The organism is Daejeonella sp., from assembly GCF_030684675.1.
Lineage (GTDB): Bacteria > Bacteroidota > Bacteroidia > Sphingobacteriales > Sphingobacteriaceae > Daejeonella.
On sequence record NZ_JAUXXZ010000009.1, the window covers coordinates 55300 to 78927 of the forward strand.

Annotated in this window: 21 protein-coding genes; 14 read left to right on the plus strand and 7 right to left on the minus strand. The window is 39.1% G+C overall.

Features of this window, described 5'->3' with window-relative positions; genetic code table 11:
• The 3 genes from hemW to Q8M41_RS01335 all read right to left on the minus strand — a co-directional run bounded on the left by hemW (position 1) and on the right by Q8M41_RS01335 (position 2641).
• The gene (gene hemW, locus Q8M41_RS01325) at positions 1–1134 is read right to left on the minus strand and encodes a radical SAM family heme chaperone HemW (RefSeq protein ID WP_305363432.1); all 1134 of its coding nucleotides are present in this window, start codon (positions 1132–1134) and stop codon (positions 1–3) included.
• Between the two features lie 62 nt (positions 1135–1196).
• Positions 1197–2162 (minus strand): EamA family transporter, encoded by a 966-nt coding sequence (locus Q8M41_RS01330; protein WP_305363433.1) that lies wholly within the window; start codon positions 2160–2162, stop codon positions 1197–1199.
• Positions 2163–2164: 2 nt separating this feature from the next.
• Positions 2165–2641 (minus strand): Lrp/AsnC family transcriptional regulator, encoded by a 477-nt coding sequence (locus Q8M41_RS01335; RefSeq protein ID WP_305363434.1) that lies wholly within the window; start codon positions 2639–2641, stop codon positions 2165–2167.
• A gap of 240 nt (positions 2642–2881) precedes the next feature.
• Between Q8M41_RS01335 and Q8M41_RS01340 the strand changes: the two genes are divergently transcribed.
• From Q8M41_RS01340 to gldN, 6 genes are all read left to right on the plus strand, one after another.
• A complete protein-coding gene (locus tag Q8M41_RS01340) occupies positions 2882–3856 on the plus strand; it encodes a DUF4271 domain-containing protein (protein ID WP_305363435.1) in 975 nt (324 codons plus the stop codon).
• Between the two features lie 14 nt (positions 3857–3870).
• Positions 3871–4641 (plus strand): uroporphyrinogen-III synthase, encoded by a 771-nt coding sequence (locus Q8M41_RS01345; RefSeq protein WP_305363436.1) that lies wholly within the window; start codon positions 3871–3873, stop codon positions 4639–4641.
• Positions 4642–4899: 258 nt separating this feature from the next.
• Positions 4900–6219, plus strand: a complete 1320-nt coding sequence (locus Q8M41_RS01350; protein ID WP_305363437.1) for an SUMF1/EgtB/PvdO family nonheme iron enzyme — start codon at positions 4900–4902, stop codon at positions 6217–6219.
• A gap of 42 nt (positions 6220–6261) precedes the next feature.
• Positions 6262–7053 carry a gliding motility protein GldL gene (gene gldL / locus Q8M41_RS01355; RefSeq protein WP_305363438.1) on the plus strand — a complete coding sequence of 264 codons (792 nt, stop codon included), beginning with the start codon at positions 6262–6264 and terminating at the stop codon, positions 7051–7053.
• Positions 7054–7100: 47 nt separating this feature from the next.
• Positions 7101–8633, plus strand: coding sequence for a gliding motility protein GldM (gene gldM / locus Q8M41_RS01360; protein ID WP_305363439.1), 1533 nt, complete (start codon positions 7101–7103; stop codon positions 8631–8633).
• A gap of 5 nt (positions 8634–8638) precedes the next feature.
• Positions 8639–9505 (plus strand): gliding motility protein GldN, encoded by an 867-nt coding sequence (gene gldN / locus Q8M41_RS01365; protein ID WP_305363440.1) that lies wholly within the window; start codon positions 8639–8641, stop codon positions 9503–9505.
• A gap of 56 nt (positions 9506–9561) precedes the next feature.
• Here gldN and uvrC read toward each other — a convergent pair whose 3' ends face one another.
• The 3 genes from uvrC to Q8M41_RS01380 all read right to left on the minus strand — a co-directional run bounded on the left by uvrC (position 9562) and on the right by Q8M41_RS01380 (position 16299).
• The gene (gene uvrC / locus Q8M41_RS01370; protein ID WP_305363441.1) at positions 9562–11358 is read right to left on the minus strand and encodes an excinuclease ABC subunit UvrC; all 1797 of its coding nucleotides are present in this window, start codon (positions 11356–11358) and stop codon (positions 9562–9564) included.
• Between the two features lie 66 nt (positions 11359–11424).
• A complete protein-coding gene (locus Q8M41_RS01375; protein ID WP_305363442.1) occupies positions 11425–13662 on the minus strand; it encodes a transglycosylase domain-containing protein in 2238 nt (745 codons plus the stop codon).
• A gap of 12 nt (positions 13663–13674) precedes the next feature.
• The gene (locus Q8M41_RS01380; protein WP_305363443.1) at positions 13675–16299 is read right to left on the minus strand and encodes a tetratricopeptide repeat protein; all 2625 of its coding nucleotides are present in this window, start codon (positions 16297–16299) and stop codon (positions 13675–13677) included.
• A gap of 262 nt (positions 16300–16561) precedes the next feature.
• On the opposite strand from Q8M41_RS01380, the gene Q8M41_RS01385 reads away from it, so the two are divergent.
• From Q8M41_RS01385 to Q8M41_RS01420, 8 genes are all read left to right on the plus strand, one after another.
• The gene (locus tag Q8M41_RS01385) at positions 16562–16837 is read left to right on the plus strand and encodes an AtpZ/AtpI family protein (protein WP_305363444.1); all 276 of its coding nucleotides are present in this window, start codon (positions 16562–16564) and stop codon (positions 16835–16837) included.
• Between the two features lie 472 nt (positions 16838–17309).
• Positions 17310–18383, plus strand: a complete 1074-nt coding sequence (atpB, locus tag Q8M41_RS01390; RefSeq protein ID WP_370870419.1) for a F0F1 ATP synthase subunit A — start codon at positions 17310–17312, stop codon at positions 18381–18383.
• Positions 18384–18429: 46 nt separating this feature from the next.
• Positions 18430–18648: an ATP synthase F0 subunit C gene (gene atpE / locus Q8M41_RS01395; protein WP_090705041.1), complete on the plus strand. Its 219-nt coding sequence runs from the start codon at positions 18430–18432 to the stop codon at positions 18646–18648.
• A 73-nt stretch (positions 18649–18721) separates the two neighbouring features.
• Positions 18722–19234 carry a F0F1 ATP synthase subunit B gene (locus Q8M41_RS01400; protein WP_305363446.1) on the plus strand — a complete coding sequence of 171 codons (513 nt, stop codon included), beginning with the start codon at positions 18722–18724 and terminating at the stop codon, positions 19232–19234.
• A gap of 124 nt (positions 19235–19358) precedes the next feature.
• Positions 19359–19898, plus strand: a complete 540-nt coding sequence (atpH, locus tag Q8M41_RS01405) for an ATP synthase F1 subunit delta (RefSeq protein ID WP_305363447.1) — start codon at positions 19359–19361, stop codon at positions 19896–19898.
• Between the two features lie 91 nt (positions 19899–19989).
• Entirely contained in the window at positions 19990–21564 is a 1575-nt protein-coding gene (atpA, locus tag Q8M41_RS01410) for a F0F1 ATP synthase subunit alpha (RefSeq protein ID WP_305363448.1), read from the plus strand.
• Positions 21565–21641: 77 nt separating this feature from the next.
• A complete protein-coding gene (atpG, locus tag Q8M41_RS01415) occupies positions 21642–22523 on the plus strand; it encodes an ATP synthase F1 subunit gamma (protein ID WP_305363449.1) in 882 nt (293 codons plus the stop codon).
• 67 nt (positions 22524–22590) lie between these two features.
• Positions 22591–22800 (plus strand): hypothetical protein, encoded by a 210-nt coding sequence (locus tag Q8M41_RS01420; protein WP_305363450.1) that lies wholly within the window; start codon positions 22591–22593, stop codon positions 22798–22800.
• Positions 22801–22849: 49 nt separating this feature from the next.
• On the opposite strand, the gene Q8M41_RS01425 is transcribed toward Q8M41_RS01420, so the two are convergent.
• Entirely contained in the window at positions 22850–23623 is a 774-nt protein-coding gene (locus Q8M41_RS01425) for a patatin-like phospholipase family protein (protein ID WP_305363451.1), read from the minus strand.
• Positions 23624–23628 lie beyond the last annotated feature (5 nt).

Below are 23628 nucleotides of genomic sequence, written 5' to 3' on the forward strand. Positions count from 1 at the left end.
CTAATTAGTGCTGAGGAATAATTCTGAGGCAATATGATCTGCAAATAGCTTTCCTTCCCTTGTTAAGGTAACCAATTGTTCATTAATATTTATCCATTCTCTCTCGAGGAAGGGTTCCAGACCATTATAAATTTCATTTGAATAGTCGGATCCGAATTTCTCTGTAATCGATTGCAGATTCATTCCTTTACTGGTACGAAGGGAAGTCATGATGTACTCGTTGAGCTTATTTTCGGTACTCAATATTTCAGTTTCTGCCGGAATCTTCTTCAATTCAATCCCATCAATGTATTTTGAATTATTCGAAATATTCCATTGTCGGCTTTCCCCATTGAAAGAATGAGCGGAGGGCCCGATGCCAAGATAATTTACCCCATCCCAGTAATTTGAATTATGCCTTGAATGCATGCCAGGTTTTGCAAAGTTTGAGATCTCATAATGCTCAAAACCAGATTCTGCAAGATGGTCAATGAGTATAAGGAACTGGGATGCACTCTGGCCTTCATCCATAATGGGCTGCTTGCCTTTATTGATGAAGGCTGCCAATGCGGTTTTGGGTTCTACTGTGATAGAATAAGAAGAGATATGAGGAACATGGTATTCTATAAGCTGCTGAATATTAAATTCCCATTTTTCATTACTCAGAAGAGGGAATCCGTAAATAAGGTCAGCCGTAATATTTTCAAATCCAGCATCCTGAACTCTTTTTATTGCGCTTTGGGCTTCGCTGGCAGTATGTGCACGGTTCATCCATTTCAAATCTTCCTCATAAAATGATTGCACTCCAATGCTGAAACGATTGATCAGGGTATTTTTTATTTCCCTTACATACTGAGGATTCAGATCGTCGGGATTGGCCTCAAGAGTTATTTCAGCATTTGATGAAACTTCAAACTGATCGGTGATCTGACCAATCAGGGTTTGCAATTCATCGGCACTCATTAGTGAAGGAGTACCACCACCAAAATAGATCGTTTCAATTTTTTCCTTATCCAGATAGTTCTTTCGAAGGATGATTTCAGATCTTAATGTATTGAGCATTTGATCCTTATATTGAGGAGAAGTGCTGAAATGAAAATCACAATAGTGACAGGCTTTTTTGCAAAAAGGGATATGAATATAGATTCCGGCCATTCTGCAAATCTACAACAATAGTGTAATCCTTTGTTTTTATGAATTCCTGATCTGATAAATACTTATTCTATCCCTGCGATCTTCCTTTCTGCCAGTTTTTCTCTTCTATACCTTGCCATATTGATCATGAAAACACTGCCCAGGATAATAATAAGCCCAATTATCTGAATAGATGAGATTTTCTCGTTAGCAAAAAATACTCCCAGAAGCACGGCCACAACGGGGTTTACATAAGCATAGGTACTAACCTGCATCGCCGGTCTTTCCTTTAATAACCATACATAAGCACTGAAACCTGCTATAGAACCCAAAACGACGAGGTATATTACAGCCATCCAGGCATCTCCCGATACATCTTTCCATTGAAAGCCATTAAATTCATCACGAATGATAATTCCGGGTATAAAAGCAATGCCGGCAGCCATCATCTGCCAGGTACTGGTTACGATAATTGGGTCTTCAGATGATTTGTATTTAGAGTAAAGCGATCCCCCTGACCAGGTTATTGCCGCAATAACAAGCATGACCATACTGCTCATTTTTACAGATTCACTTCCCTGAAGAGACAATGCCTCAGAAACCTGTTCACTAAAGAGCAGGATTACACCGGCAAGTCCGATCAGCATGCCCGCAATAATCGATTTGCTTCTTAAGTTTTCAGACCATTTAGGCTTGTCGAGCAAAACAAACCATATTGGAGCAGATGAGACCATGATGGCTACCATTGCACTCGGCATACTTTGTTCAACCCAGATTATAATACCATTCCCGCAAAAAAGCAGTAGTATTCCGCTGATTGCCGCATGCTCTATTCCTCTCGCTGCAAAAACATTCTCACCCTTAAAAATACACCAGGCCGCCATCAGTACACCAGCAATTATAAATCGTAAGGCACCTAAAATGAAAGGAGGAAAATCCTTGACGGCAATCTGAATAAAAAAGTAAGTTGAGCCCCATACAATATAGACTATTGCAAAGGCGAGGACAACCATTAAAAGAGATGCAGATTTTTTAGTAGAACTAGACATGTTTATTTCGTGGGTATAACCAATTGCTGCTGTTCTTTGACCGTTTCAAGAACAATAGTTGTACGGGTAGATAGAATATTAGGAATTTTTCCAATGGATTTTCTCATCAATTCCATGAGTGAGGCTGAGTCAAAAGTGCGAATCTTGACCAGATAACAATCATCCCCGGCTACATGGTGCACTTCCTGAACCTCAGGTATTGCAGCAAGTGCGGAGGCGGTGTCATTGCAACCAATCCCGTCGGAGGCTTTTATAAACACATAGGCAAGCAGATTTTGATGTAATGCCGAAGGGTTTAAGCGTGTGGTATATTGAAGAATGGTATTTTTTAGTTCCAGTTTTTTTACCCTTTCGAGCACAGCAGATGGGGCCATGCTCAGTTCCCTTGCAATATCAGCATTTGAGATTCGGGCATTTCCCTGCAACAGGCCAAGGATTTCCCGGTCTACCTGATCCAGTTGATATTCTTTTTGATGCATTGTTCGGTAAAATTATTTTATTCGGAATAAAATTCAAAATATTTAACTATTAATTGAATAAAATTCTGTCACTTGTAAAAAAATCCATTGTCCTGAAACCTTGTGAATTAGAATTTGCTGAATTTTTGTTGGGATAGACATGTTCTTTAGCCTTAATCTGAAAGATATTTAGGAAACAAACATAAAAAAGTGGAAATTTGAGATACTGGAAAATATTTGCTTTGGGGTACTTACATGGGGATGTTTAAACGTTTATACAGTATTATTCTTGTATTATTTCTGATTAACTCATTTGCTTTCGCGCAGACAGACAGTCTCAGACTTAATTCAAATACTCCAGTTTATCAAACTTATGATGCAGCCGGCCTTGCCAGAAGAGCTGCTTACAGAGATTCTATCCAAGCCATAAGAGATTCATTGTCTGTTGTCTGGATTAAAGCTCCTGATCCGGATCGCGCCAATCCATTCCTTGACAGCCTCATTAGTTTGTATAAAGTAGAGAACCTCGATTTTTCTGCCTGGGCTGCAAAATTTCCAAAGAAAGACAGTCACAATAGGTATGGAATAGTAAGACCCAAAGGCGAAGCATGGATTATTGGTGTTATTTTGTTTCTGGTAATATTCTTTTCGCTAGTCAGGTATTTCTTTCCGGCAGAGTTGAATAGCATAGTTATGGCCTTTTACAGTAACCAGATTCTGACCAGAATTAATAAAGAAGACAGTCTGTTTAATTCCTGGCCTTTCGTTTTTTTCTATTTACTCTTTGGTCTTATTATTGGCCTCTACCTGTATTTATCAGGTAAGTATATGCAATTAACCTATCCATTTGATGGCTTTGAACTTTTCCTTTTCCTGACTGCACTTGTCATTGGTTTGTTCACTTTCAAAATAATAGTACTTCGGGTTTTAGGGTTTTTGTTTGATGTTAAAAGGCTTGTAAGGGAGTATGTATCAGTATTATATCTAAGCTATTTCAATGCTGCAATTTTGTTTTTGCCAGTGGTTATTGCCTTTAGTCTCACTTCCAGTCGTTTTGCAGGAATTTACAGTTATATTGGAATTGTGATGCTTCTCGGAATTTTCGTTGTTCAATTTCTCAGAGCGGGGGCAAATATTTTATCAAATTACAAGTTTCCAAAAGTTTATTTAATTATTTACCTTTGTGCCCTCGAATTTTGTCCTTTAATTATCCTTTTTAAAGTACTCGGGTATTAGCCTTTTTAAGAAATATGCAAGTAAGTCCAATTGAAAAACCAAGGAAAGTCAAAAGTATCCTTGTTACTTTGCCAAAGCCTGATTCGGAAAAGTCGCCTTATTTTGATTTAGCTAAAAAATATAATCTGAAAATAGATTTTAGATCCTTCATCCATGTAGAGGGCGTTCCGGCAAAAGAATTTCGTAAAGAGAAAATAAATTTAGCGGATTTTACTGCAGTAATATTCACAAGCAGGAATGCGGTTGATCATTTCTTCAGGATATGTGAAGAAATGCGATATGATGTACCTGCTGATATGAAATACTTCTGTATATCGGAAACAATTGCGCTCTATCTTCAGAAATATATTCAATATAGAAAACGCAAAATATTCTTTGGAAAACAAACTGCAGCTGATCTTGCAGATCTTTTGAAAAAGCATACATCCGAAATTTTTTTATATCCCTGTTCTGATGTTGCAGCCGAAGAAACTCAGAAATTCCTTTCCGCAAATGGCTATGATTTTAAGCCTGCGGTTTTATTTCATACCGTATGCAGTGACCTTTCTGACCTTGCAGAGGTTTTTTATGATGTAATTGCATTTTTCAGTCCGAGCAGCATTCATTCACTCTTCATTAACTTTCCCGATTTCAAGCAGAATTATACCCGAATTGCTGCCTTTGGTGTAAGCACCCATAAAGCAGTTCTGGAACATGAACTGGTCCTTAATATACCTGCACCCACTCCTGAAGCGCCCAGTATGACGATGGCACTTGAGCAATATATTAAACAAGTCAATAAATAAATTGAAACAAATTGGAAGCGGATTCGTTTTTATTTTTAAATAGTTAAACCCTGGACTTGATTTATACGTACTAATAAGAAATCGCGGATAATAATAATGCGATATTTTGGCAAATTAATTTATCCTTAAATTTTGATATTTTTAATATGAAAAGTTTAATATCAACGCAGATAGATTAGTTTTGTCGTATATGATATATGCTTTTTTATTATATTCGAAATTATATTGTTGAGCGAATGCAAACTGGAATCATATAAAATGAGAAAAATATACTTTATCGTTCTTGCAGCTATCGCCGTTTTGGGCACCAGTTGTGGTAAAGGTGGTACAAACGGTGAATTGATTGGTGTTGCAACTAAAAAGTTTAAAAACAATCAGGTACCCTACGGGATGGTTTACATTCCCGCCGGAACTTTTATTATGGGTCAAACCGACCAGGATATCACTTTTGCTCAGATATCTCAGAACAAGCAGGTAACCGTACAGGCGTTCTACATGGATGAAACTGAGATTACTAACAGCGAATACCGTCAATTCGTGAATTGGGTACGCGATTCTATAGCAATTACGACCTATCTGCAGGATGAACAGTATTATCTTAAACCTAAGGGCAAAGTTGATCCCAATGATGCAGGTAAAAAGTACATTAACTGGAAAAAGGTCGGCAATGGCAGTGCAATATGGGGTGGGAAAAAAGGTGCATCTGCTAATGGACCCAAATTGCAAGCCATGTATTATCAGGGTGAAGACAGGGTATTTGACCGGAATGAAATTGATGTTAGATTGCTGAAATATAATTTCGCGATAATGAAATTAAGGGAAGCAGCAAATAATCGTAATAATAGAGAAGCTAAACGTTCTGATTTTATTCTGAGGGATACAGTCGGTGTATATCCGGATACTCTTGTGTGGTTATCCGATTTCGCCTATGCTCAGAATGAGCCTATGGTTAAGGGATATTTTTCGCATCCTGCCTTTGCAAACTACCCTGTAGTTGGTGTTAACTGGCGTCAGGCACGTGCCTTTACAGTTTGGAGGACACGTTTCAATGAAGCTTATATGGATAGTCGACGCCTTCCAAAACGTGCTGATTATGATCTTCCTACTGAAGCAGAATTTGAGTATGCTGCAAGGGGAGGCCGGGTTGGAACAAGTTATCCATGGGGGGGGCCGTACATTAGAAATGCAAAGGGCTGTCTGATGGCTAATTTCAAACCAGGAAGAGGTAATTACATTGATGATGGCGGTCCATTTACGGTGAATGTAAAGGCTTATTATCCAAACGACTATGGTTTATATAATATGGCAGGAAATGTCTCTGAATGGACTTCTTCTGCATTTGATGAATCTGCTTCTACATTCACTCATGATATGAATCCTACCTTCAGTTATGAGGCCCGCCCGGAAGATCCTGAAGTGATGAAGCGTAAGGTTGTTCGCGGAGGTTCATGGAAAGATATAGGTTATTTCCTTCAAAATTCAGCAAGTGCTTTTGAATATCAGGACACTGCAAAATCTTACATCGGTTTTCGTTGTATAACCAAGTATCAGGGTCGCGATATCAAAGATAAGCTCTAAATAAAAACTACAATCCTCTCTAATATTAAAAGCGTTCATATTATGGCTCAAAAGAAAAAGTTTAAACTGGGTATTAATACCTTAATTTCATGGGGTGCCTCCGTAGTTATTGTTGGTCTGATGTTCAAGATCCTGCACTGGCAGGGTGGAGAGATCATGATCGCAGTGGGATTGATCACAGAGGCTATTCTGTTTTTTATTTTGGGTTTTCAGGCAGAGTCCACCGACCCCGACTGGACAAGGGTTTACCCTGAACTTGATGAAGAATTTAAGGGTGATTTAGCACAGGCCTCATTAAGCGGTTCTGGTTCATCAACTGCAGCTTTGGATAAAATGATGGTGGAAGCCAAAATCGGACCTGAACTTATTGAGAGCCTTGGCTCAGGTTTAAGATCTTTTGGAGATAAAGTTTCTGCGATTTCAGGAATTGCTGATACTGCAAGTGCAACTACTGAACTGGCAGCTAAAGTTAAAACCGCTTCAGGTAGTTTTGATAGTCTGAACACAGCTTTCGATAAGGCAACAGTCAGCCTCAGGGAAATGGCTGATACCAATATTGATTCTAAATCATACCATGAGCAGGTAAATAACCTGGCAAGAAATATTTCAGCACTCAACGCTGTATATGAGCTTGAATTACAGGATTCAAGTGCTCATTTGAAGTCAATGAACAAATTCTATCAGAATCTTTCTCTGACCATGCAAAATTTTAATGAGTCAATGGAAGATTCCAAACAATTCAAAGAGGAAGTAGGCAAACTGGCGAAGAATTTATCATCCTTAAATTCTATTTACGGAAATATGCTTTCTGCTATGAATCAACCTAATCGGTGATAATTGCCAAACGAATTATAGATCTTTAATTTTTTAAATATAATTGCATGGCTGGAGGTAAACAAACCCCAAGGCAGAAAATGATTGGAATACTTTACCTGGTGTTATTGGGTTTAGTAGCACTGAATATTAGTGATTCAATCTTAGAAGCTTTCAAAAATTTAACGGACAGTTTAAATGCTTCAACACAGAATGTCCAAATTGGTGTTGATGCAACTTATGCTTCATTTGAAGCAACTAAACTAAAAAATGAGCCCGAAAGAGCGCGTCCAATTTATGAGAAGGCTAAAAAGGCAAGTTCATATACAAGTGAATTAAATGCTTATGTTGAAGAACTCCAGAAACTTTTTGAAACTGAGGGTGGCGGATATAATGAGTCGACGGGGGACATAAGCAAAAGAGATAATCTTGATATTTCTCCAAGGTTAATGATCAATAAGCCACGTGCTACTGAATTGAAGAATAAAATCAATGCAACACGAGAAAAGTTAATTTCATTAATGGATGTAAAAGATCGTAAAAATGTCAGTTTTTCTCTAGAGGCGAAAGATCCTGCAAATCGCGGTGGTGTTAACAGAACCTGGGAACAATCAAATTTTGGTGATGGTATTCCATTGACTGCAGCTTTAACCGCATTGGCAAAGATAAAGGCAGACAGCAAAAACGCTGAGGCTGAAGTTGTAAAGAGGATACTTGGGCAGATGGATATGGCTGTTGTCAATCTGGATCAGTTTTCTGCAGTTGCCGTTGCCCCAACTTCCTATCTTATTGCCGGTCAGCCATATACAGCTGAGGTGTTTTTGACTGCATCAGATTCGAAATCTAGCCCCGAAATATCTGTTGGTGGTTCAAGATTGCAGGTAAAGGAAGGGAGAGGAACGTATACAGTCAATACTTCCAGAGAAGGAATGTTCAGTTGGACAGGTACTGTTCGTGTTAAGCAAACAGATGGAACAATAAAAACCTACACTACTACAGAACAGAAATATCAGGTAGCCCGCCCTTCGGCAGTCGTTTCTCCGGATAAAATGAATGTATTCTATGTGGGTGTTCCGAACCCTGTATCAGTTTCGGCTCCAGGCATTCCCAAAGAGAACTTAGTGGTTACCATGAGCGGAGGAACAATATCAGGGTCCAATGGAAAATATACAGTTACAGTAAGTACTCCCGGAACAAATGCTAAAGTAAATGTTTCGGCGAATGTTAGTGGTAAGGTTCAAAACATTGGTTCAAGTGATTTCAGGGTTAAGCGGATTCCGGATCCCAAAGCGAAATTTGCAGGTAAAACCGGAGGAGCTTTAAGTTCTGTAGTTATAAAATCACAAAATTCAATTTTTGCGATTCTTGAAGGTTTCGATTTTGATGCCAAGTTTAATGTTACCCGCTTTAGTTTGGTGATTGCCAGACCTCGTGCAGATGTTGTTGTACTTCAAACAAATGGAAATACGTTAAGTGCTCAAATGAGTGCAGCTGTGGCCGCAATAACACCTGGCACAAGGGTAATATTTGACGATATAGTTGCCGTTGGCCCTGATGGAACCCAAAGACAGCTTGACCCTATGGCTTTTAAAGCAAATTAAGTGCTATGAAAAAGATATTTTTTGCCCTGATTTTGATTGCCGGTACTCTTCAATTGAGTGCCCAGGCACCTAATTTAACGAATGATACCAAACCAAAAGCGGTAGAAAAGCCCCTGGATGGATATTATCAAAAGACCAATGTTATTAATGCTAAGGTTGCTCCATATGCCAGTCTGAGAGAATCGGATGTGATGTTCAGCAAACGTGTATGGCGGGAAATAGATGTCCGCGACAAGGTGAATATGATTTTTGCATCACCTAAAGCCCGTCTGATTACAATTTTAACAGATGCAATTATTGCTGGTGAGCTTACTGCATACGATGCCAGCAGCACTAAGGATGATGTTAATGGAGATGAGTTTAATGTCATTTTGAAACCTGAACAGGCAATGGCAAAGTTTGCTGACAGTGTTTTGGTTCCAATTTTTGATACAGATGGTAACCAAACCGGGACGGTAGTAAAAGCTGGGGAATTCAACCCTGACAGTATCTTAAAATTTCGTATAAAGGAGGATTGGATTTTTGATAAGCAACGTTCAGTTTTTGAACCGCGTATCATCGGTATAGCACCAATGATTCGTATTTCAGCAGCTGGTCAATCTTTTGATGAGCAACCTGCATTCTGGATATACTTCCCTGAAGTTCGTCATTTATTGGTAACTAAGCCCGCAGTAAACAGAAATAATGACGCCACCGGACTCAGTTTTGACGATTTATTTATGAAGCGGATATTTGCGAGTTATATTGTAAAGGAGTCTAATCCCGAAGATTTACGTATTAAAGATTATGCAATGGGAATAGATAAACTTTATGAATCTGAACGTGTGAAGAAAGCCCTGATGGATTTTGAACACGATCTCTGGTCATATTAATCAGGATCTTAAAATATTTAGAAATGCCGCCCTGTTATTTATTCGGGACGGCGTTTTTATTTAAAGTAATCCAATAAGGCAGCAGTCTGACTTTTATTCAATACCTTCAGCAGTTCTATTTCAGAAGCTTCTTTTATCTTTTTGACAGACCTGAAATGTCTCAGCAATTTTTCGGCAGATGCCTTTCCTACTCCAGGAATACTTTCAAGTTCACTTGCCAGAGTCGCATTATTTCGTTTTTTTCTGTGAAATGTAATTCCAAAGCGGTGGGCTTCGTCCCTTAACTGTTGAATAATTTTTAATGTTTCAGACTTTTTATCCAGATACAATGGGTATTGATCTCCTGGATAATAGATTTCTTCGAGTCTTTTGGCAATGCCAATAATAGTTACCTGCTTATCTATTCCCAATAATCTTAAGCTTTTTATTGCAGATGATAACTGTCCTTTGCCGCCATCAATTACGATCAGTTGTGGCAGACTTTGTTCTTCATCAAGCAATCTTCTGTATCTTCTGAAAACAGCTTCCTCCATGGTCGCAAAATCATCAGGGCCTTCAACTGTCTTTACATTAAAATGCCTGTAATCCTTTTTGGATGGCTTTGCATTCTTAAAAACTACTATTGCCGACACCGGAAATTTTCCATGAAAGTTCGAGTTGTCAAAACATTCAATATGTATTGGCAATTGATTTAAACGGAGATCTTTCATCATCTGGGCCAGAAGTCGGTCTGTTCTTAATCCCGGATTCAGTTTTTCATATTGATCTAATTTTTCACGCTTGAAATAGGCCACATTCTTTTGTGAAAGTTCCAGTAATTTCTTTTTCTCGCCAAGTTTTGGAACAGTGAATTTAATTCCTGAGTCGGGAATCTCAAGTTCAAAAGGAATGATAATCTCTTTTGAATTGCTGTCAAACCTCGATCTGAATTCGGTTATCGCTATACTTAGCAACTCTTCATCAGATTCGTCAAGTCGTTTTTTGATTTCCAGGGTCTGAGTCTGAATAACTGTCCCATTCATTACTTTCAGGAAATTCACAAAGGCATGTTTATCGTCTGTTGCGATACTGAATACATCCACATCTGTTATGGATGAATTCACAATAGTCGATTTGCTTTGATAGTTATCGAGCAGGTCGAGCTTTTGCTTCAGGCTATGTGCAAGTTCAAAGTTTAGTCCGCTTACAGATTCTTCAAGTTGACTTTTAAGGCGTCTGATCACGGAACCTGTTTTTCCGTTCAGGATTTCTTTGATCTCCGAAATGCTCTGATCATAATCATCCTCTGATTGATAGGCCTGGCAAGGTCCTTTGCAATTACCAATCTGATATTCCAGACAAACTCTGAACTTTCCTGAATGAATATTTTCACGGGTCAGGGGCAATGTGCAGGTCCTTAAAGGATAAATTTCTTTGATCATCCCTAAAATGGTGTGCATCATCCCCACGGATGCATAAGGTCCAAAATAGGTTGAACCATCGCGGATAATCCTTCTTGTCCAAAAAATGCGGGGAAACTTTTCGTTTTTGATGATGATCCATGGATAGGTCTTATCATCCTTGAGCATCACATTGTACTTCGGTTGATGTTTCTTGATCAGGCTATTTTCAAGCAGCCAGGCATCGATTTCGGTATCTACAATGGTGAAGGTGATTTTCCTGATCTTGCTGACCAGAATCCGGGTCTTAGCATTCACCCGAATATTATCTTTATTGAAATAGGATGAAACCCTGTTTTTTAAGTTCTTGGCCTTACCGATATAGATAAGCTCTTCGGTCTCCGACCAAAATTGGTATACACCGGGTTTTTGCGGAATATTCTTTAACTCAGGCCGGGGATCAAATTCTTTCATGTCAGGATAATGGTCAAGGCAGAACCTGATCTGCAAAATTGCAAATTGTAAAGAAAAACATTAATATCAGAAACCCAGCTTTTTATCAAGTTCGCTCACTCCTGATTGCTGTTTGGTATATTCACCGCAATCAATAACAGTGGTAATCCCACCTTTTGGAGGAGGAAAATCACCTTTGCTATATTTCAATGCGGGATCTGCATAAACCTTTTGCATATAGATCGCAAATACTGGGAGTGCCGTATTTGCACCCTCACCGAAATTGGTTGTACTGAAATGGATGGCACGGTCTTCCGCACCGGTCCAAACACCGGTTACCAGCTCAGGGGTAATTCCCATAAACCATCCATCAGAATTATTCTGCGTGGTGCCCGTTTTTCCTCCGATAGGATTAGTTAGTTTATATTTCCAGCCTAATCTGACACCAGTGCCTTCTGTAACTACGGCCTTTAACATATCGGTCATAATATAGGCCGTCTGTTCATCCAGAACAACCTTTATTCTTGGACGACGTTCGTAAATAACGTTTCCATTCTTATCAGCTATTCGTAAGAGGTAGATAGGTTCTGTCCAAACACCATGATTTACAAATACAGAATAAGCACCTACCATGTCGTAAACAGAAGCATCGAATGAACCCAGACAAATCGAAGGTACTGCCGGCACATCACTGGTAATACCCATATTTTTCGTCAGGGTTGCAACAGCGGTCTGACCTACCTGTTTCATCATATAGGCAGTAATATAATTCTGTGAATTAGCCAATGCCTTTTTTAGTGTAAGCGTTCCTGGTATTGGCTTGTAAGCTTTGGGATACCAGGTAGTGCCGTCACCTGCGTCTATACCAACGGGCTCATTTGCAACGGTGTAACATGGCGAATATCCGCCATTACCAATCGCAACCGCATAGGTAAAAGGTTTTGCTGTAGATCCCACCTGACGGGTTCCCATTTTTACCTGATCATATTTAAAATGGGTGTAATTCGTACCTCCTACCCATGCCCTGACATAACCGGTTTGGGGTTCCATTGACATGAGGGCATTACGAAGCATGAGTTTGTAATATTTAATGGAATCGACAGGCCTCATCAGGGTATCGATTTCACCTCTCCAGCTAAAAATTGTCATTTGGGTTGGTGTCCTGAAATTTTTGAGGATCTCTTCTTCAGTTTTCCCCTCAGCTTTTAGTTGCTGATAGCGGTCAGAACGGCGCATACCCTGATTTATCAGTAATTTTGCTTCCGGGATATTAAAAGGGTCGCGGCCTTTCCATGAATTATTGAACTGAACCTGCAGTGTTTTTAAATACTCCCTCTGAGCATCTTCTGCATATTTCTGCATCCGTGAATTGATTGTTGTATAGATCTTGAGGCCATCTCTATCCAGATCATAAGGTGTGCCATCAGCTTTATAGATCGAATTTTCTTCAAGTGTCTGCTGAATATCTTTCTTGAGTACAGCCCTGAAATAGGGTGCCGATCCTTCGTTATGATCAGAAGGATTGAATGCGAGATTTAAGGGGCTTTTTTTCAGAAGTTCAACTTCTGCATCACTGATGTAATTTGCGTTATGCATGTTTTCCAGAACCGTATTTCTGCGTCTGAGGGCTCTTTCAGGATTCCGGTTAGGATTATATAATGAAGGACCTTTCAGCATCCCGATAAGAATCGCAGCTTGTTCAGGTTTAAGCTTATCAGGTGTTGTACTGAAATAAGTTCTTGCCGCCGACTTAATTCCAAATGTATTGTAAGACCCAAAATCTACTGTGTTGAGGTACATCGTAATAATCTCCTCCTTGGTATACTGCCTTTCCAGTTTTACGGCAACGATGAGTTCCTGTGATTTCTGAATCAGTCGCTTGGTAAAGTTTCTGGATCTTCCTTCTTTTGAGAATAGGTTCAAAGCAAGCTGCTGGGTAATCGTACTTGCGCCTTGTCGTTTTCCTACCAGGTTATAAAAAATAACTGTAAACGTACGTTTGAAATCAATACCCGAGTGACTGTAAAAGCGGATATCTTCAGTTGCGATCAGTGCATTAATGACATTAGGGGAAATCTCATCATAGCGAACATTAGAGCGATTTTGAACATAATAGGTGCCCAATACAATATCATCACTCGAAATAACCTCTGAAGCCTGATAGCTCTTTGGATTTTCAAGCATGCGAAGGTCAGGTAGTCTCCCAAATAATCCCAGACCGATGCTGAAGATCAGTATAGCTCCAAATGCAATCAATCCCAGGATCCATTTCCAGAACAGGATAGTATAGCGATTTAAGTCATGCTGCGTCAGCTTGGTATTCATATAAAGCTTGTATTAATAGTTCTTTTTGTAATACTCGACATAAAGGTCGAGTGTCTCTTTATCAATTATTTTTTCGAGATTCTGAGAATTAATTATGAAGGTATTGTATTTGCCAAGGGGTATCTTCATAATTGCCCTCATCAGGGGGCTGATATTTGTAAAATAAGTTGTGACCAGTTCCTTTCCTGCGAACGGGCCTACAAATATCAGTTGATTTTGGTTAGCAACCGATTTTAATTGATGTTTTATTGCTGATCCAGGTAAATTGGCCCGGTTAAACTGCCCGATCCCAAATCGGGATGAACTTAAGTTAACTGAAGGGTCAGAAATATTCACTACGAAATAATGCTCTGCAGAATCATCCTTCCTGAAAAGACCGGTTTCTAACTCAGTTTCTAATTTGACGGTTTGAGGTTTCTCCTTATTATCAGCAATTGGCTTATTGTCATTAGGTTCCACGACTAAGATCGCAGGCTGTTCAATTTCGGCCTCCTGTAAAAATCTGTTATTGAAATCCAGGTCACTTAATGCTACAATCCGATCTGCCATTGCGACCCTGTTCGAATCGATGAATGCAAGATGTTGCTTAATGAGAGGAACGATTAGTTTTTCGTCGGGGAAATTGCTGACTATCTCTTTAAAAGCATTTTCCAGACCTGGAAGTTTTTGCGTATGGCCAATGGCCAGCGAATTTAAGTAAGCTAATTGTGCAGGCACTTTTTGTACCCCTGAAACTTGTCTGTACTTTTCAACAGAATTAAGCATTTCTGTATAATTCTTTTTAACGTAAAGGTCGTAAATGTCATTATATAGACGGTTGAAGGCAGCTTCCTGCTCATCCTGCTTTTGACTGAAATTCGGGTCCAAAATTATTTTTGCAAATGGGGACTCAGGGAATTTAGTAAGAAGGATATTTTTGTATTCGTCAGAGCGTTTCTTGTTGGCAGTGCTGTAAAGTCTGTATAAATTATAATAGACGGCCAGTTTGTCCTGATTTTCAGGGAAGCGGTTTAATAATTGTTCATAGGTTTTTACGGCTTCGGCAGTATCGGCAGAGATATCACGATAATAATTGGCAATGTCGTATAGTGCTACTGCTATTTTCTGATTTGACTCGGCCTTTTGTTCAGGGCTTATAGGAACCGACAGGAGATATTCCTTTATCCGGGCATCCATATTGGCCTCAGTTTTTATTTCCTGCATCGGAAAAGGGTTTGCGCCACTGCCCGGGTCCGGTAGAATTGCAGAAGGCATCTCAGATACTGATCTCTGGCTTCGTCGCCAGTTATCTTCCAATTTTCTTGGACCCCAGCGTTTCTTAAAATCGGCGAGACCCTGACTTAATGCCGCTGAATTATTAAAATAGAATCTCGTATCCCTGGAATTAGTAGAAATTTGAGTTGTTGGCATAAATGCATTTCCGCCAACAGGAATTCCTGAACCAGCCTGTGCTTTTTCGGTTTGTGCCAGCATTATTTTGCCAATTCTTTCTTTGCGCTCAGCATCAGACAATTGCGCCAACATTTGCAGGGTATCCTGCTGGGCTATGATATTTAAACTGTTTGCCAGTACCTCCAGATTATCGGCTTTCTTTTTAATCAGAAGGTAATCAGGGTAGTTTTTAGGTAAGCTGATGAGCGTACTGTCATAATAGGCCTTGGACATCAGAAAATCTGACTTCGTAAAGTAAATTTCGGCAAGCTCAAGATAGGCCAGTCCTTTCAGGTTTAGATTTTTTGTGCTTTTCGATACCGCCAGATTATAATTTTCGATTGCTTTTTCAAAATTATTTACTTGTGCATAGCTATTGGCTATCTGAAAATAGACCTGGTCAAGAAGTTCCCTGTTTTTGTCATCCTTAAGAAGAGCCATGATCTCTCTGGTTCTTCCTGAAGTATCCCCGCTTAATTCAGTTTTAAGATTAATTCTACTAAGGTTTGCATTAAATGCCATATCGAAAGGGGCATTGCTTTTAATTACTTTCGTATAATTCGATAATGCATTCTGTGCCTGGTCGGTAATTTCATAAAGCTGAGCAGTAAGATAGGTCCAGCGGATCTTCTTCTGTTTATTTTTGACCGTTTTCAGGGCCTTTTCGAGCAAGTTTATTGCTTCCTCATCCTGCTTTGCATAAATGTAAAGCTGAGCACGTGTTGCATATATATCAGCAACAGATTTTTTTTCTGATAATATATTGCTGATGGCTGTGTCAAGGGTGCTTTCAGCTTCCTCCAGACGGTCGGATGCAATCAGGGATCTTGCTTTCCATGAAAGTGCCGCCTGCCTTATCTCTTTCTCTGTGGGATAATTAATATACACGTAGTTAAAAAATTCAACTGCATTGAAAAAATTAGACTTCAAATGGTTTGCCTTAGCGATTAGAAAATAAGCATCATCAACATACTTACTCAATGACTTTTCATTGGCAATGGTGTTTGCCTTTAAAATTGCATCATCCAGATTTTTTAATTCTGATCGTGAAAGACTCTCATTAGGCTCTTTATATACAGAAATCACCCGGTCATAATTATCAGCGTAATTTAACTGAATGTTTTTTTCGCTTAGATTAATCAGTTCTTTAGCATTATAAAGGATATTATAATGCGCTGTTAAATTCTGCATACCTCTGCTGGCCACAGTTTCTTTCTGTGAGCTGCATGAAAGCAGGCAAAAGCAAAAAAAGCAGCTTAGGAATATAAAACGAAATGCAATCAGAATATTTGAATTCAATTTAATCTTGCTTGAAATATATAACAGAATCTTTGCAAAGATATTTTATCATAACGGATTTGTCCTGATAAATATAAACTCTTTCTGTCATAAAACTCTTTCAATAGAGGGCGCTAACTATTTTTGGCTTTGATTTATTTCGTTGAATGCAGCTTATATTTTGATAATTTTGCGATATAAAAATGAGTTTATGGAGCAGGAGGATGAAAATCACAAGAATAGTGACAAAACTGACGGAATTGAAGCTGAAAAGCAGGCCCTGAACAGTTATGTAAAATATACCGGTGTGGCTTTTCAGATGATGGCTATTATCGGACTTTCGGCATATATTGGTTATAAGACCGATCAGTATTATGAACATAAGACGCAGTGGGTAACGGCAATTGCCTGTGTTTTGGGTGTCTTTTTATCAATTTATCAGACCATCAGACAGTTAAAGCCATGAATACTAGTCGTTTTTTCATTTATTTCATTCTGTTCACAATTTTCCTGGCCATTGCTCCCCTGGTATTTCAGTTCTTTTATCCTGAAATTAAGTTCCTGATTCCAAAATTCTGGGCCCTGTTCTGGATATTTGAAATTTTAACCTTAAGTATCTATCTCCTGGCTTCCTGGAGGATGAGAATCAGCGATAAAGCATCCGGTCAGGCATTGCTTGGCAGTGTTACTATAAAGTTGCTTTTTTGCATGATAATAGCCTTTGTTTACATCAACGCAAACCCGGTTGATCCCTTTAAATTTATCATCAATTTTTTTTATCTATATTTCTTTCATACAGTGTTTGAAATATATTGTTTGTTATGTAACTTGCGCAACCAAAAATTTAAGTAAATTCCTTATAATAAATGGATTTGAGCCATATTTTCAATTCAAAAAAATTCTTCAGCGTAGCTATTTGTGCAGTTTTATTTTCGTTTTTGAGTTTTTCCGCTTTTTCTCAGGAGCATGCATCATCAGATACAGCACATGCTACAGCAGCAGAGGCACATGATGCTAAACCAGAAAAAGAAGAAGATATTTCAAAGGTAATTCTTCATCATATCGCGGATTCGCACGAATGGCACTTTTTTGGTCATGTAGCACTTCCTTTACCGGTTATTTTGTGGACTGATAATGGATTGGTTAGTTTTCTTTCCAATAAGTTTGGACATAATGATCATGGGACTGAATTGTTAGATGCGGATGGGACTAAATTGGTTTATTATCATGGAAAGTATTACTACCCGGAATCGGTAAAAAGTGCAGATGGAACTTACATCGCATACAACAACAAGGGGGAGATCATGAATACTAAGCCTCTTGATATTTCAATTACCAAGAATGTGGTTTCTCTGTTAATCTCAGTTACAATTTTGCTTGTGGTGTTTATCGGCGTTGCAAATGCTTACAAGAAGCGTGAAGGTAAAGCCCCAAAAGGTTTGCAGTCTATTCTAGAGCCAATCATCATCTTTGTCCGCGACGATATTGCCAAGCCACAATTAGGCCATAAATACAGAGGTTTTATGCCCTATTTATTAACGGTATTTTTCTTTGTATGGTTGAATAACCTGATGGGATTGATTCCTTTTTTCCCGGGAGGTGCAAACTTAACTGGAAATATTGCGGTGACTATGATGTTAGCACTCTGTACCTTTATTTTAACAACTGTAAATGGTAACAAGAATTACTGGGGTCACGTATTTACCCCACATGTTCCATGGTGGTTATATCCATTAATGATCCCGGTTGAGATCATTGGTTTGTTTACCAAGCCCATCGCTCTGATGATTCGTTTATTTGCAAACATTACTGCAGGTCACATCCTTATTTTAAGTTTGATCTCTCTGATCTTTATCTTAAAGTCGGTTCTTGTTGCAGGTATTGCAGTTCCGTTTGTTCTTTTTATCAGTGTGATCGAGCTAGTGGTAGGTTTTATTCAGGCATTTATTTTCACAATTCTGTCGGCCTTATTCATAGGGATGGCAGTTGAAGAGAAGCATGCTGAGCATTAATATGAATTTATTTTTTGTTTAATATATATTTAAAAATCAGATTATGATCGTAGGAAGTATCGCTGGTATTGGTGCAGGATTAGCTGCTATCGGAGCAGGCATTGGTATCGGAAACATTGGTGGAAAAGCCATGGAAGGTATGGCTCGTCAGCCAGAAGCAGCATCTAAAATTCAAACAGCAATGTTAATCGCAGCAGCATTCGTTGAAGCGGTAGCACTGTTTGCAGTGGTTGTTGCGTTCTTAGGAACAGGACAAGTAAACTAAAAAAATAAGGCTTGTGCGATTGGCACCGGCCTTATTTTATTGTTTTGATTGATTTATTAAATAATATAACAAAATGACATTACTGGCATTAAATCCATTAGTTTCTCCGGATCCGGGTTTATTTATCTGGTCAACAGTAGCTTTTTTAATACTGTTCTTCCTTTTAAGCAAGTTTGCATGGAAGCCGATTGTAAAGGCACTTGATGAGCGTGAGCGTTCAATTGAGGATGCTTTATCGAAAGCCGAAATGGCGAAGGCTGAAATGGCTAAGCTAATCAGCGAGAATGAGGATCTTTTAAAAGAAGCACGTTTAGAGAGAGACAACATCCTTAAAGAAGCCAAAGAAATTAAAGATCAGATCATCAATGATGCGAAAGATCAGGCTAAGACTGAAGGAACTAAATTGATCGAAAAAGCAAAAGACGAGATCACGAACCAAAAGCTTGCTGCTATGGCAGAGATCAAGAATCAGGTTTCAAGCTTGTCATTAGCTATTGCTGAGAAAGTATTGCGCAAGCAACTGGAGGATCAGGATAAACAACAGGCTCTTGTAAATGACCTGTTGAAGGAAGTAAAACTTAATTAAGTTGACACCCGATAGCTATCGGGTTGAAAGTGGAGAATGGAGAGTTGAGAGTGGAGAATGGGAGTAGGACTTAACAATGGAAAGGCCAAACGACCAACAACTAGCAACCAACAACTAATACAATATGTCAGAAATACAAGTTTCATCGCGTTACGCAAAATCTATCATTGACCTGGCTGTTGAGCAGAATGCTCTTGAACTGGTTAAGAAGGATATTGAGTTGTTTCTCGGAACATGCAGAGAAAATCCTGCTTTACAGGCAATTCTAAAGAATCCGATTATAAGCCTTGAAAAAAAGGCAAATATTCTGGATGGCTTATTTGGTGATAAGTTGCATAAGATGATTCTTTCTTTTTTCCATATTGTGATCAGGAAGGGTCGTTCAGAAATTTTATATGCAACAGCTAAGGAATTTATCAGTCAGTACAACATCATTAAAAATGTGGTAAAGGCTACTGTAACCTCAGCTTCTCCATTGAGTAAAGAAAATATTGCTCAGATAGAAGATGTGGTGAAGCAGGCAACAAAGGGTGAGGTTATCCTTTCGGCTCAGGTTGATCCTGATCTGATTGGAGGGTTTATTCTGAAAGTTGGCGATAAGCAGTTTGATACCAGTTTATCCAGCAAGCTGAATAAGCTGAAAAAGGAATTTGAAAATAACTAAATAACCCCAAATCCTTTAAAGGGCTATTGATTGCTTCCTTATAGGGGTAGGGGGCGTAAGATTTACAATATAAAACTCAAAAAATACTACTATGGTAGAGGTAAGACCAGATGAAGTTTCGGCGATTTTAAGACAACAACTGTCGGGCTTTAAGTCGGAGGCTGAACTCGAAGAGGTTGGCACCGTGTTACAGGTGGGTGATGGTATCGCACGTGTATACGGTTTAACTAAGGTTCAATCAGGAGAGCTGGTTGAATTTGAAAGCGGTTTACAGGGTATCGTATTAAACCTTGAAGAAGATAACGTGGGTGTTGTATTGCTTGGCGCTTTTGATGAGATCAAAGAAGGTGCTACAGTAAAACGTACCAATAAAATTGCTTCCATCAAAGTTGGTGAAGGAATGCTTGGCCGTGTTGTTAACACACTGGGTCAGCCAATTGATGGTAAAGGACCAATTTTGGGCGAAACTTATGAGATGCCATTGGAGCGTAAAGCACCGGGTGTAATTTATCGTCAGCCGGTTACTGAGCCATTGCAAACTGGTATCAAGGCAATTGATGCGATGATTCCAATTGGTCGCGGACAGCGTGAGCTTGTGATCGGTGATCGTCAAACTGGAAAAACTGCGGTTTGTATTGATACTATCATCAACCAAAAGGAATTTTATGAAGCAGGCAAGCCTGTATTCTGTATATATGTGGCCATCGGTCAGAAAAACTCTACGGTAGCTCAAATATTAAAAGTATTGGAAGAAAATGGTGCATTACCATATACAGTGATTGTTGCGGCTTCTGCTGCTGATCCTGCTCCAATGCAGTTCTATGCTCCTTTCGCTGGTGCTGCAATTGGTGAGTTCTTCCGTGATACCGGCAGACCTGCATTGATCGTTTATGATGATCTTTCAAAGCAGGCTGTTTCTTATCGTGAGGTTTCTCTTTTATTACGTCGTCCTCCGGGCCGTGAGGCTTATCCTGGAGACGTATTCTACCTGCACAGCCGTTTACTGGAGCGTGCGGCAAAGATCAATCAGAACGACTCTATCGCACAGTCAATGAATGATCTTCCTGAGTCAATTAAGCATATCGTTAAAGGTGGTGGTTCCCTAACTGCTCTGCCGATCATTGAAACTCAGGCAGGTGACGTTTCTGCATATATTCCAACCAACGTAATTTCGATTACTGATGGTCAGATCTTCCTTGAGTCTAACTTATTCAACGCAGGTGTTCGTCCGGCTATCAACGTAGGTATTTCGGTATCACGTGTGGGTGGTAATGCGCAGATCAAATCGATGAAGAAAGTTGCAGGTACCTTGAAACTTGATCAGGCTCAGTACCGTGAATTAGAGGCTTTCTCAAAATTCGGTTCCGACCTTGATGCGGCTACTAAATCTGTCTTGGATAAAGGTGCGCGTAACGTGGAATTGTTAAAGCAGGCACAATTCTCTCCTGAGACAGTTGAAAAGCAAGTTGCAATTCTTTACATAGGTACCAAGAACCTGATGAGAAATGTTCCGGTTAATAAAGTGAAAGCTTTTGAAGCAGAATTCATCCAGCAATTGGAGCAACGTCATCCGGAAGCTTTACAGGGTTTAAAAGCCGGTAAACTTGATGATGCTATTACAGGTGCTCTGGAAACAGTAGCGAAAGAGCTAAGTGATAAATATTAAAAGATATTAGTATTGAGTATTGAGTATTGAGAAACACAAATCTCACTACTCAAACTCACTACTTTGTACTCCTTAAAATGGCTAATTTAAAAGAAGTAAGAAATCGTATAGCATCTGTCAGCTCGACTCAGCAGATCACCAAGGCCATGAAAATGGTTTCTGCAGCAAAGTTGAAACGGGCAACCAGTGCGATTATTCAGCTGCGTCCTTATGCAAATAAGATGAAAGACATTCTTTCAAATCTTTCAGCAAGCATGGACGGTTCCAATTCTCCATATACTCAGGAGCGTGAGCCGAATAAAGTATTGATTATCAGTATTTCATCTAATCGGGGTCTTGCAGGAGCATTCAATATGAATGTGATCAAGACGACCAATAATCTGATTTCAGAAAAATATTCAGAGCAACTCCGTAAGGGCAATGTTCACATTGTTGCTATCGGTAAAAAAGTTCAGGATTTTTATGAGAAGAGAAAATATACTGTTGTTGGGAATAACAATGAATTATTTAGTGATCTGAGTTTTGAAAATACCTCTAAGATTACTGAATCGGTGATGACTGCTTTTGCAAAAGGTGACTATGACAGGGTTGAACTGGTGTATAATCAATTCAGAAATGCTGCTGTACAGATCCTTACAACCGAGCAATTGTTACCTGTACCTAAATCGGATAACCTTACAGCAAAAACAACACAGGTTGATTATATACTTGAGCCTTCACAGGATGAGATTGTTGAACAACTGATCCCTAAATCAATCAACACTCAGGTTTATAAAGCTGTTCTTGATTCCCATGCTTCCGAGCATGGTGCACGTATGACTGCAATGGATAAGGCAACTGAAAATGCGGGCGACTTATTGAAAGCTTTAAAACTTTCTTACAACCAGGCCAGGCAAGCTGCTATTACAACTGAGTTGACAGAGATCGTAAGTGGTGCTGCTGCTTTATCGAATGGCTAATATTTAGCAGATTCAGTTTTGAACTGTAAAATAGATTTGTAAATTTATACTTTCTCAATAAAAGGAAATGGAAGACACATCAAACAACAATAACTCTACCGCTGAAGCTAACGATCCTTCACATTATACCACTATTACGGTAGGTATAGTAATCGGTCTTATCGGTATCTTTTTACGTTTTACCGGTACATGGCCTATGATCGACATCGTGTCGAACATTATTTGGGTTGTTGGAATTGTAATCTGCTTAAGATCAGTTTTAAAAATATTAAAATAAACTTGTTTTAAGGTGAAGGGCTCATATCCTAGCGGTTATGGGCCTTTTTTTATTTTGCGGCAAGCAGACTTTTTAGTTTAGAGTCTGTTTTCAGTTTTCTTAAAGCTGCTTCATAAGATAACCAGAATATCTCTTCAGTTTTTCTAACATCAAATACACTGGTTGCCCCCATACCATGGGGCTCGATTATTACATCACAATATTCTGCTTTCACGGCCATGTCTGAATTGATTGACATGATTATTGACCGTTCTACGAGCCTGCGATAGCTTTCAATTCTATCAGCTTCAGGCAGATGGTTACAGGATGAACCGATAATAAAATCGCATTCTGATCGTATTGGCTCAACCGGGAAATTATTTAAAATACCACCGTCGATATAAATTTTTCCGCCCATATGGATTGGTTTAAAAAAGACAGGTATAGCGCTTGAAGCTAATATGGGATTAATTAATTCACCGGAACGGAAATAGGCTACTTTACATTCATTAAAATTTGTAGCGGTAATAACCGTAGGAATCTTGAGGCCTTCAAATGAATCGTGCGGAAGGTATTCCAATAAAAGAGTTCTGATTTTATCCAGTGACATCAGTCCTTTAGCCCCGAAAGCAGGTCTGATGTATTTATAAAGATGGGTCTTCATAAAGACCTTAAGAATTTCGGCAGGTTCAATACCTTGTGCGAAAAGTGCGCCAACAATCGAGCCTGCACTGGTTCCACTGATCATGTCAAATTTAATCCCAGCTTCTGTAAGTGCCTGGAGAACACCTAAATGTGCTACACCTCGTATTCCCCCTCCGGATAGTACCAGCCCTATTTTCATTTCCT

Coding starts and splice junctions, on each gene's coding strand:
- gldL (WP_305363438.1), top strand. CDS start 6,262: ATGGCTCAAAAGAAAAAGTTTAAACTGGGTATTAATACCTTAATTTCA.
- Q8M41_RS01350 (WP_305363437.1), top strand. CDS start 4,900: ATGAGAAAAATATACTTTATCGTTCTTGCAGCTATCGCCGTTTTGGGC.
- atpG (WP_305363449.1), top strand. CDS start 21,642: ATGGCTAATTTAAAAGAAGTAAGAAATCGTATAGCATCTGTCAGCTCG.
- Q8M41_RS01335 (WP_305363434.1), bottom strand. CDS start 2,641: ATGCATCAAAAAGAATATCAACTGGATCAGGTAGACCGGGAAATCCTT.
- Q8M41_RS01375 (WP_305363442.1), bottom strand. CDS start 13,662: ATGAATACCAAGCTGACGCAGCATGACTTAAATCGCTATACTATCCTG.
- gldM (WP_305363439.1), top strand. CDS start 7,101: ATGGCTGGAGGTAAACAAACCCCAAGGCAGAAAATGATTGGAATACTT.
- uvrC (WP_305363441.1), bottom strand. CDS start 11,358: ATGAAAGAATTTGATCCCCGGCCTGAGTTAAAGAATATTCCGCAAAAA.
- atpH (WP_305363447.1), top strand. CDS start 19,359: ATGTCAGAAATACAAGTTTCATCGCGTTACGCAAAATCTATCATTGAC.
- Q8M41_RS01425 (WP_305363451.1), bottom strand. CDS start 23,623: ATGAAAATAGGGCTGGTACTATCCGGAGGGGGAATACGAGGTGTAGCA.
- atpA (WP_305363448.1), top strand. CDS start 19,990: ATGGTAGAGGTAAGACCAGATGAAGTTTCGGCGATTTTAAGACAACAA.
- gldN (WP_305363440.1), top strand. CDS start 8,639: ATGAAAAAGATATTTTTTGCCCTGATTTTGATTGCCGGTACTCTTCAA.
- hemW (WP_305363432.1), bottom strand. CDS start 1,134: ATGGCCGGAATCTATATTCATATCCCTTTTTGCAAAAAAGCCTGTCAC.
- Q8M41_RS01340 (WP_305363435.1), top strand. CDS start 2,882: ATGTTTAAACGTTTATACAGTATTATTCTTGTATTATTTCTGATTAAC.
- Q8M41_RS01420 (WP_305363450.1), top strand. CDS start 22,591: ATGGAAGACACATCAAACAACAATAACTCTACCGCTGAAGCTAACGAT.
- Q8M41_RS01345 (WP_305363436.1), top strand. CDS start 3,871: ATGCAAGTAAGTCCAATTGAAAAACCAAGGAAAGTCAAAAGTATCCTT.
- Q8M41_RS01400 (WP_305363446.1), top strand. CDS start 18,722: ATGACATTACTGGCATTAAATCCATTAGTTTCTCCGGATCCGGGTTTA.
- Q8M41_RS01330 (WP_305363433.1), bottom strand. CDS start 2,162: ATGTCTAGTTCTACTAAAAAATCTGCATCTCTTTTAATGGTTGTCCTC.